Raw genomic sequence first — 8,329 nt, forward strand, 5'->3', positions numbered from 1 at the left:
CTCCACCGATAGCTCAGTCGCTTCGCTGTCGACCTCCACGTCGACGGGCCTCTCGTCGGCAAATAGCTCCATCGCGTCGTTGTCCACGTCGACCTCGACCGGTATCGGTTCGCTGTCGACGGGCCTGAGCTCGACCAACAGCTCGGTGGCGTCGCTGTCGACTTCCACGTCGACCGGTCTCTCGTCGGCCAATAGCTCAATCACGTCGCTGTCCACCTCGACTTCGACGGGGATCAACTCGCTGTCGACAGGCCTCAGCTCCACCGATAGCTCAGTCGCTTCGCTGTCGACCTCCACGTCGACGGGCCTCTCGTCGGCTAACAGCTCGGTCACTTCGCTCTCGACGTCGACCTCCACGGGCCTGAGCTCCACCAACAGCTCGGTGGCATCGCTGTCGACCTCCACGTCGACCGGTCTCTCGTCGGCAACCAGCTCGATCACGTCGCTGTCCACCTCGACTTCGACGGGGATCAACTCGCTGTCGACTGGCCTCAGCTCCACCGATAGCTCAGTCGCTTCGCTGTCGACCTCCACGTCGACGGGTCTCTCGTCCGCGACCAGCTCGATCAGCTCGCTGTCCACGTCGACTTCGACCGGCATCAACTCGTTGTCCACTGGCCTCAGCTCGACCGATAGTTCGGTGGCATCGCTGTCGACCTCCACGTCGACGGGCCTGTCGTCGGCGACCAGCTCGATCAGCTCGCTGTCCACGTCGACTTCGACGGGTATCAACTCGCTGTCCACCGGCCTCAGCTCGACCGACAGCACGGTGACGTCGCTGTCGACCTCGACCTCGACCGGCCTCTCGTCGGCAACCAGTTCGATCTCGTCGCTGTCCACCTCGACCTCGACCGGCATCAACTCGCTGTCCACCGGCCTGAGTTCGACCGACAGCTCGGTGGCATCGCTGTCAACCTCGACCTCGAGCGGCCTCTCGACGGCCACCAGCTCCATCACGTCGCTGTCCACGTCGACCTCGACCGCGATCAACGACGCGAAGACGCACTACTACAGCGTCAACGACAACGGTACGCAGCAAGGCAACTACGCCAACAACGGCGCGACAGGCGTCAACTCGCTCGCCGCCGGCGTGAACGCCACCGCGACAGGCATCAGCAGCGTCGCGGTCGGCGACAGCGCGAACGCCTCGGCAGACGGCGCGGTCGCGATCGGCCAGAAGGCTTCGGCCACCGGCGGCAAGGCGGTATCGATCGGCTCCGGCAACACCGCGAGCGGCGACGGTGCGGTGGCGATCGGCGATCCGAGCGCCGCGACGGGCACGGGCGCGGTGGCGATGGGGGCGAACGACACGGCGACCGGCAGCGGCGCAGTGGCGCTCGGCAACGCGAACACGGCGGCCGGCAACAGCGCCCTCGCCCTCGGCACGTCGAGCCAGGCCACCGCGGACAACACGATCGCGCTCGGCAACACGGCCGTCGCGAGCGCCACCGGTGCCCAGGCCTACGGCTCGGGTGCAACGGCAACCGCGGCCGACGCCCTCGCGTTCGGCTCGAACGCCACGGCCAACGTCGCGAACTCGATCGCGATGGGCGCGAACTCGACCACGAGCAACGCGGTCGGCGTGTCGAGCGTCACGGTCGGCGGCATCACGTACCCGGTCTACGGCACGTCGCCGGTCGGCGTCTTCAGCGTCGGCGCGCCGGGTGCGGAACGCCAGATCACCAACGTTGCGGCGGGCCAGGTCTCGGCCACCAGCACGGACGCGATCAACGGCAGCCAGCTCAACGCGACGAACCAGGCGATCACGAGCCTGTCCACATCGACCGCGTCGAACATCTCGTCGCTGTCGACCGGCATCGGTTCGCTGTCCACGGGTCTCAGCGCGACGAACAGCAACCTTACGTCGCTGTCCACGTCGACGTCGACGGCGGTCAACTCGCTGTCCACCGGCCTCAGCTCGACGAACAGCAACCTCACGTCGCTGTCCACGTCGACGTCGACCGGCATCGGCTCGCTGTCGACCGGCCTGAGCTCGACGAACAGCACGGTGGCGTCGCTGTCGACGGGCGTGACGAACCTCGGCGACCAGGTGAACCAGCTGGCGACCACGGTCAACAACAACACGACGCGCTCGATCAACACCAACGGCGTCGCAGTCGACATGAACGGCACCGGCAGCGATCACCCGACCGTCACCGCCGGCTCGAACTCGGTGGCGATCGGCGCGAATTCGAACGACGGCGGTCGCTCGAACGTGGTGTCGGTCGGTAGCGACACGCAACAGCGCCAGGTCACGAACGTTGCGCCGGGTACGCAAGGCACCGACGCGGTGAACGTGAATCAGCTGACGCAGGTGCAGACGACGCTGTCGACGGCACTGTCGGGCCAGCAGGCGCAGATCAACTCGCTGGGTTCGCAACTGCAGCAGACCGACCAGATGGCGAAGCAGGGTATCGCGGCCGTCGGCGCGATGGCGTCGATCCCGCAGCTCGATCGCGACGCCAACTTCGGGATGGGTGTCGGTACGTCGACCTTCCTCGGCCAGAAGGCGATGGCGGTCAACATGCAGGCCCGCATCACGGAGAACCTGAAGGCGTCGATCAACGGCGGCTTCAGCGGCGGTCAGAAGGTGATCGGCGCCGGCATGCTGTACCAGTGGAAGTAACCCGTCGCGCCGCCACGCCGCCCGGCTCGCCAGCCGGACGGCAAGCAGCGGCCCCGACGCCAGGACGAGCCCGCCGCGCAACGCGTGGCGGGCATCAGTCAACCCAAGTCTTGAGGACGTAACCGTGAACAAACTCGCTCTTGCGCTCGCCCTGTCGGCGATGGCGCTCGCCGCGTGCTCGACCGCATCGGGCCCGACCTACAGCGCCTCCGAACTGCAGCCGCGCGACGGCGTGCGCACGTTCCAGGTGGACTGTCACGGCCTGCTGTCGGGCCCGCAGACCTGCATGAACGCCGCCCGCAAGATCTGCGGCGACCAGCCGGTACGCGTCGTCGATTCGGCCCGCGCGCTGCGAGACCCATCCGATCCCGCGACGCTGGTGTTCCAGTGCGGTGCCGCGCCGGCCGACGCGGCATCGGCCGCCGAGCCGGCACCGGCACCCGCCGCGGTCGAACACGTGAACCTCGCGGGCGACGCGCTGTTCGCGACGGGCCTGGCCACGCTGACGCCGGCCGCTCGCGCCTCGCTCGACCAACTGCTGAACGAACGCGACGACCGTACGTATACACAGATCACGGTCACCGGCTATACGGATTCGGCCGGCAGCGACGCATCGAACCTCGCGCTGTCGAAGCGCCGCGCGCAAACCGTCGCGAGCTACCTGAAGGCACACGGGCTGAAGGCGCAAGCCGTGTCGGTCACGGGCCGCGGCAGCGCCGATCCGGTCGCGTCGAACGCGACGGCCGAAGGCCGCGCCAGCAACCGCCGCGTCGACATCTCGCTGCAGCGCTGAGCAGCCGGCCGTCGCAGCCTCGGCGCGCGCCGCGCCCGCACGCGGCGGCCCGGACCGGCAGCGTGCCTGCCGCCCTGCCGGCAGCCCGCCGGAGCGCGCCGGCACCGCTTCGCCGACGCTCGCGCCGCCCGCGCCGGCGGGTATGTCAAAGTTCGTCAGCCCTCTCCACAAACCGGCGCCTTCCGTGCCACAATCGCCGCAGACAGCTGCCAGGGTGTTCCGCCCGCGTCGCGCGCCGTGCCAGTCCCGCCCGACGTCACCCCGGAACCCGGCGGCCGCCTCGCGATCCGCGCCGCTCGACGCGTTGTCCAGCGCGCGCCGGCGCGCATGCAACCACGACAATCCACGGCGCGCCGTTTCGAGGCCACGCACTCGACGCCACGGCCTGACGCACGACGCCGCAGAGGAAACCAACCGGTGACGGACATCAATCAAGCCGCCTCGCGCGGCACCCGCAAGCAACGGCCGGCCGTCGGCATCTCGCTGTTTGCGCGGGACGGCCAGGCGATCTGGGAAAACGGCATTCACCAGAACATCGCGTACCTCGCGATGATGCTCAAGCGCTCGGACCGCGTCGGCCCCGTCTACTTCCTGAACGGCGGCGACGCGAACGCGCTGCCGACCGGCCTCGAACTCGACGGCCTCGACGTGCCGCTCGTGAAACCCGCCGACGTCACGCACGAACTCGACGTCGTGATCGAGATGGGCGCGCAGTTGCCGGTCGAGTGGCTGCGGCACGTGAAGGCGCTCGGCACGAAGCTCGTCGCATGCTATGTCGGCCATACCTATAGCGGTCTCGCCGAAACGCCGATCTTCGACAAGCCGTCGGGGCACGTCTTCAACGGCACGCAGTTCGATGAAGTGTGGGTGCTCGAGAAGTCGCAGAAGATCGACGTGCCGTTGCTGCGCACGCTCACGCGCGCGCCGGTTCATACGATTCCGCATCTGTGGTCGCCGTATTTCATCGATCGCCGCATCGCCGCGCTGGCGAGCGAAGGATTGACGTTCGGCTATCGGCCCGGCCGCCGCCCGTGGCATCTCGCCACGCTCGAGCCGAACATCTCGGTCGTGAAGTCCTGCCACTACCCGATGCTCGTGTGCGACGAGTTCTACCGCGCGCAACCGGACGCCGTGCAGCACCTGTTCGTCGTCAATGCGATGCACCTGAAGGCCCATCCGACCTTCGTGCACTTCGCGAACAGCCTCGACCTCGTGCGCCAGCACAAGGCGACGTTCGAGCCACGCATCGACCTGCCGGGCTTCATGGCGCGCCATGCCGACGCCGTCGTGTCGCACCACTGGGAAAATCCGCAGAACTACCTGTACTACGACGTGCTGTACGGCGGCTATCCGCTGATCCACAACTCGACGCTGCTCGGCGACGCCGGCTACTACTACCCGGACTTCGATTCGATCGCGGGCGGCCGCGCGCTGCAAGAGGCGTGGCGGCATCACGACGAGCGGCTCGACGACTACCGCGCGAGAGCCGACCGCCTGCTGCGGTCGGTCTCGATCGACAACCCCGCGAACCTGGACGCGTTCGTCGCGCGCCTGGTCGCCTGAACCGGAGCATACGCATGTCGGACTCCAATGCCCGTCAAGCGCCCGGCGAGGGCAAGCGTCTCGTCGTCGGCGTGTCGCTGTTCGTGCGCGGCGCCGGCCAGTCGCTGTGGGAAAACGGCATCTTCCAGAACTGCCTGTTGCTGATCCTGCTGCTGCGCCAGTCGCCGCTCGTCGCGGAGGCGGTGATGGTGAACGGCGGCGAACAGCTCGCCGATCCGCAGATGATGCTCGGCGAATGGGACGTGCCGCTGCTGTCGATGGACGAAGCGCTGCAACGCTGCGACGTGCTGATCGAAATGAGCGCGCAGTTCGGCGCGGACTACCTGCGCGCGTTCCGCGACCGCGGCGGCAAGGTCGTCACGATGCGGGTCGGCAACGACTACGTGATCGACATCGAACGCGCGATGTTCGACAAGCCGTCGGGCTTCCTGTTCTCGGGTGCACCGTACGACGCGGTGTGGACGATTCCCGAGTTCGAGCGCTCGTGCCTGCACTATTACCAGACCGGCCTGCGCGCGCCGGTCACGATCGTCCCGCACATCTGGCATCCGATGCTGTTCGACAAGGCGCGCGCGACGCTCGGCGCCGGTTTGTCGTTCGGCTATCAGCCCGGCAAGGCGCGCTGGCGCGTGGCGATGTTCGAGCCGAACATCTGCATGGTGAAGACAAGCATCATCCCGATGCTGGTGGCCGAGGAAGCGTATCGCGCGAACCCCGGGTTCCTCGAGTTCGTGCGCGTGTGCAACACGCTGCACCTGAAGGAGCATGCGACGTTCGTCCACTTCGCGAAGAGCCTCGACATCGTGAACCACGGGATCACGACGTTCGAAAGCCGCTACGCGGTGTATGAGTTCATGGCCGCCTATGGCGACGCCGTGGTGTCGCACACGTGGGAAAACGCGCAGAACTACCTGTACTACGAACTGCTTTACGGCGACTATCCGTTGATTCACAACTCGCCGTTCCTCGGCAAGGCCGGGTATTTCTATCCGGACTTCGATTGCCAGGCCGGCGGCCGCGCGCTGCTGCGGGCGTTCGCCGAACACGACGCGAACCTCGACGCGTACCGCGAACAATCGAAGCACGTGCTCGACTCGGTCAGCATCTACCATCCCGACAACGTCGCCGCGTATTCCGACGCGATCGCGTCGCTCTATCGCGACGCATGACACGCCGCGCTCCCCGGACGCCCACATGAACGCACACCCGCCCCTCTCCCGCGCGACCTGGCTGATCGGCTGTGCGCTCGCTTCGATCGCAATCGGCGCGCACGCACAATCCGGCGGCGAATCGGCCGACGTGCTGCTGCGCGATGCCGACGTGGTCTTCAAGCAGCTCGACGCCGGCCAGTACGGCGCTGTGTGGGCCGACTCCGCCGCGTTCGTGAAGGCGCGCATCAAGCAGGACCCGTTCGCCGCGGACATGCAGCACGCGCGCCAGTCGATCGGCCCGGTCAGCCATCGCGGCTGGGCGCAGATCACGCGGATCCGCTACACGAATTCGTCGTCGATGCCCGATGGCCTCTACGCGAACCTCGACTACGCGACGACGCTCACGAGCGGTGCGACCGTTTACGAAAAACTGAGCTTCCGCCTCGACGACGACGGCCGCTGGCACCTGACCGGCTACGTGCCACGCCGGGCGCAGAACTACACGCCGTAAGCCGCGCAACGCCCCTGCACTCCCTAGGCCGGCACCCGGGCGCCGCGCTGCGCGGCAAACGCGCGGCCGTGCCGCCGGCCGATGCGCGCAAGCCTCGCGAAGCAACGGGCCGCCGCATCGCTGACCACGCCGGGTTGCTGCGCAAGGCTGCCCGATACGCCGCACGCAATCGCCGAATCGTCGCCGCACGCGCCCGCGAACACGCCGGCGAAATAGTGTCGCGCCGCGCGCTCGCGACCGTCGGCATCGAGCCGTTTCATCCGGTGAATATGCTGCGAGACGTGCTTGAGGCCATCGATAAACGGCATGACGTCGATCCGCGCATCGGCTGCATCGGTTGGGTCAGCGGCGTCAACCACGTCGGCGCCGAGCTGCCACAGGATGTCGGCCAGCTCGGCGATCGCGACGAGTTCGCGCGCACCGGCCGCCTGCATGCCCGTTCCGTGTCCGGCCTTCACCTTCGTTGCCGCCATGCCCACGCCCCTTTGCAATCCGTCCCGGCCCGATGCCGCGGCCGGCGACCGCCACGAAAACCACGAGCCGGTCGAACCAGCGCATCAACCCGAGCGACGCGAGGCGCGGCAGGGATGCGAGCGGTCTTGGCGGTTTCTAGAGTCAAGTGCAACGTTTTGCTAACCCCTCGGCTGCCAGTTCCATGGCCATGGCTTCCTCGGGCGTTTTCCAACCGAGCGTCTGGCGAGGACGTCCATTGAGCAGCTTGGCGATATCGTTCAATTGCGTCTGCGTGACGCCCGAGAGGTCCATGCCCTTTGGCAAGAACTGGCGTAGCAGGCCGTTTGTGTTCTCGTTGCTGCCGCGCTGCCACGGAGCGTATGGATCCGCGAACCAGATATCGAGGTTCAGTCGCTCGGCAAGCTCGACATGACAGGTCATCTCCGATCCACGGTCGTACGTCAGGCTCTCACGCAGGAAGGCCGGCACCTTCTTCATCTGGCGCGTGAAGCCCTCGAGTGCGTCTTGGGCGGTACAGCCGTCCATGCGGCACAGCACGACGAACCGTGTTTTACGCTCGACCAGCGTTCCAACGCAGGATCGATTGAACGCGCCTTTGACGAGGTCGCCCTCCCAATGTCCCGGCCATTGCCGCGTTTCAATCTGCTCAGGCCGATGAATGATGCGCAATTCATCCGGCACGAAGCTCTTGCGCGCAAGGGTTCGACGGGTGGTGCCGCGCGCAGGCTTCTCTTGGCGAAGCGCCTCGATCATCGCCTGCTTGAGTCCACCTCGGGGATGGGTATAGATCGCGGCGTAAATCGTTTCGTGGCTGACGCGCTGGTCAGGATTGTCTGGATGCATGTCGCGGAGTCTGGCAGCAATTTGCTGCGGCGACCAGCGTCGATAGACCAGTTGATGATGCACATGCCAGTACAGCGTACTGCCTTCGCTCAACTTACGACGCCGTACGCAGCGCCGACGGCGAAGCCGATAGGACGAGGCCGCCTGGGTTGCTTCGTAGCGCGGCGTTGCCGCATTCCGATTACGAGCCAGTTCGCGAGAAACCGTCGAAGCGCTGCGCCCCAATCGCCGTGCGATCTCTCGCATGCTGGTTCCCCGCTGACGTTCGATCATGATTGCCGCGCGGTCCTCCGCGCTCAGATGCTGGTACTTCTTCATCACAACACCTTACTTGATTCAAGGTGTTGCACTTGGAACTAGAGATTAAG

General features: G+C 66.7%; 7 protein-coding genes. 5 read left to right on the forward strand and 2 right to left on the reverse strand.

Going from position 1 to position 8,329, the window contains the following annotated elements:
• From ACTJKF_RS31035 to ACTJKF_RS31055, 5 genes are all read left to right on the forward strand, one after another.
• Positions 1-2,626: YadA family autotransporter adhesin (locus tag ACTJKF_RS31035; RefSeq protein WP_440628919.1), on the forward strand; the 2,626-nt coding region annotated here is incomplete at its 5' end.
• 124 nt (positions 2,627-2,750) lie between these two features.
• Complete coding sequence (locus tag ACTJKF_RS31040) at positions 2,751-3,419, forward strand: OmpA family protein (RefSeq protein ID WP_440628921.1); 669 nt, start codon at positions 2,751-2,753, stop codon at positions 3,417-3,419.
• Between the two features lie 417 nt (positions 3,420-3,836).
• Positions 3,837-4,982: a DUF2827 domain-containing protein gene (locus ACTJKF_RS31045; RefSeq protein WP_440628923.1), complete on the forward strand. Its 1,146-nt coding sequence runs from the start codon at positions 3,837-3,839 to the stop codon at positions 4,980-4,982.
• Positions 4,983-4,996: 14 nt separating this feature from the next.
• Complete coding sequence (locus tag ACTJKF_RS31050) at positions 4,997-6,151, forward strand: DUF2827 domain-containing protein (protein ID WP_440628925.1); 1,155 nt, start codon at positions 4,997-4,999, stop codon at positions 6,149-6,151.
• A gap of 25 nt (positions 6,152-6,176) precedes the next feature.
• Positions 6,177-6,644, forward strand: coding sequence for a DUF4019 domain-containing protein (locus ACTJKF_RS31055; protein WP_440628927.1), 468 nt, complete (start codon positions 6,177-6,179; stop codon positions 6,642-6,644).
• Between the two features lie 23 nt (positions 6,645-6,667).
• Here the strand turns inward: ACTJKF_RS31055 and ACTJKF_RS31060 are convergent, their stop codons facing one another.
• Positions 6,668-7,117, reverse strand: coding sequence for a hypothetical protein (locus tag ACTJKF_RS31060; protein WP_440628929.1), 450 nt, complete (start codon positions 7,115-7,117; stop codon positions 6,668-6,670).
• 142 nt (positions 7,118-7,259) lie between these two features.
• Positions 7,260-8,279 carry an IS30 family transposase gene (locus ACTJKF_RS31065; RefSeq protein WP_440624553.1) on the reverse strand — a complete coding sequence of 340 codons (1,020 nt, stop codon included), beginning with the start codon at positions 8,277-8,279 and terminating at the stop codon, positions 7,260-7,262.
• Positions 8,280-8,329 lie beyond the last annotated feature (50 nt).

The organism is Burkholderia sp. 22313, assembly GCF_052045245.1.
In the GTDB taxonomy this organism is placed as follows: Bacteria; Pseudomonadota; Gammaproteobacteria; order Burkholderiales; family Burkholderiaceae; genus Burkholderia.

Coding starts and splice junctions, on each gene's coding strand:
- ACTJKF_RS31050 (WP_440628925.1), top strand. CDS start 4,997: ATGTCGGACTCCAATGCCCGTCAAGCGCCCGGCGAGGGCAAGCGTCTC.
- ACTJKF_RS31065 (WP_440624553.1), bottom strand. CDS start 8,279: ATGAAGAAGTACCAGCATCTGAGCGCGGAGGACCGCGCGGCAATCATG.
- ACTJKF_RS31060 (WP_440628929.1), bottom strand. CDS start 7,117: ATGGCGGCAACGAAGGTGAAGGCCGGACACGGAACGGGCATGCAGGCG.
- ACTJKF_RS31055 (WP_440628927.1), top strand. CDS start 6,177: ATGAACGCACACCCGCCCCTCTCCCGCGCGACCTGGCTGATCGGCTGT.